At 57.1% G+C, this 1,167-nt stretch carries 2 protein-coding genes; both read left to right on the forward strand.

What is annotated here, in order from left to right:
- Positions 1-326: amino acid ABC transporter ATP-binding protein (locus ACFOFO_RS26200; RefSeq protein ID WP_390333500.1), on the forward strand; the 326-nt coding region annotated here is incomplete at its 5' end.
- Between the two features lie 102 nt (positions 327-428).
- Positions 429-1,167: DcaP family trimeric outer membrane transporter (locus ACFOFO_RS26205; protein WP_390333503.1), on the forward strand; the 739-nt coding region annotated here is incomplete at its 3' end.

A 1,167-nucleotide genomic window follows, 5' to 3' on the forward strand; every position in this document is an offset into this window, starting at 1 on the left:
CGCACCAGATCTCCGGTGGTCAGGCGCAGCGCGTCGCGATCGCGCGCGCGCTGGCAATGCAGCCCAAGGTGATGCTGTTCGACGAGCCGACCTCGGCGCTCGACCCGGAAATGATCAAGGAAGTGCTGGACGTCATGAAGGATCTGGCGCGTTCCGGCATGACCATGATCGTCGTCACGCATGAAATGGGTTTTGCGCGCGATGTGGCCGATCGGGTGATTTTCTTCGAGAAAGGCCAGATTCTGGAAGAGGCGCCGCCGGCGGAATTTTTCAGCAACTGCCGCAACGAACGGATCCGTGCCTTCCTGGGCCAGATCGCCAATTGAACGCGCATTGATGGATGAACAGACGCAACAAGCAACAATGAGAAGTCAGTAAACAGTGCAACAAGACACAAACTTATTTCAAACCCATCAAGAGAGTGAGACATGAATTTAAAAATAACCGCTAAAAGAACCGCTAAAAGAACCGTTATAAGCGCCTCGATCGCCCTGATGCTGACTGGTGCCGCCCTGCCATCGTATGCCCAATCGTCACAAGAACTTGCGCAGATGCGCGCCGAAATCAAGCAATTGCGCGACGAATTGAATGAATTGAAATCAGCCAAACAGGCAGCGCCTGACGCGGCGCTGGCCGACCGCGTGGAACAGGTCGAACTGCGCAGCAAGGATGCGGTGGTGCTGGGCGATATTCCCAATTCCTTCCGCCTGCCGAACTCGGAGACCTCGCTGCGCATCTACGGTTTTGCCGAGTTGAACATGGTCAAGGAATTCAAGGGCGACAATTCCGATCAGGACTATTCGACCTTCCTGCCGTATGCGCCGCTGAACGGTTCGGCCGAGGCCAACAAGACTGGCCGCAGCTATCTGACCGGACGCACCTCGCGCCTCGGTTTCGAGGCCGCCACGCCGTCCAGTTACGGTCCGATCAGTGTCAAGCTGGAAGGCGATTTCAACAATGATCCGCGCACCGGCAATGCCGCCGTGTCGGGCTCGATCGGCAACATCTTCACGCAACAGTCGACCAACAGCTACAACTTCCGCCTGCGCCATGCTTACGGCCAATTCGGCGGCTTGCTGATCGGCCAGACCTGGTCGACCTTCATGGATGTCGACAATGCGCCGGAGACCGTCGATTTCAATGGCCCGATCGGCTCCACCTTCATTC

This window comes from Pseudundibacterium arcticum (assembly GCF_042646465.1).
In the GTDB taxonomy this organism is placed as follows: Bacteria; Pseudomonadota; Gammaproteobacteria; order Burkholderiales; family Burkholderiaceae_D; genus Undibacterium_A; species Undibacterium_A arcticum.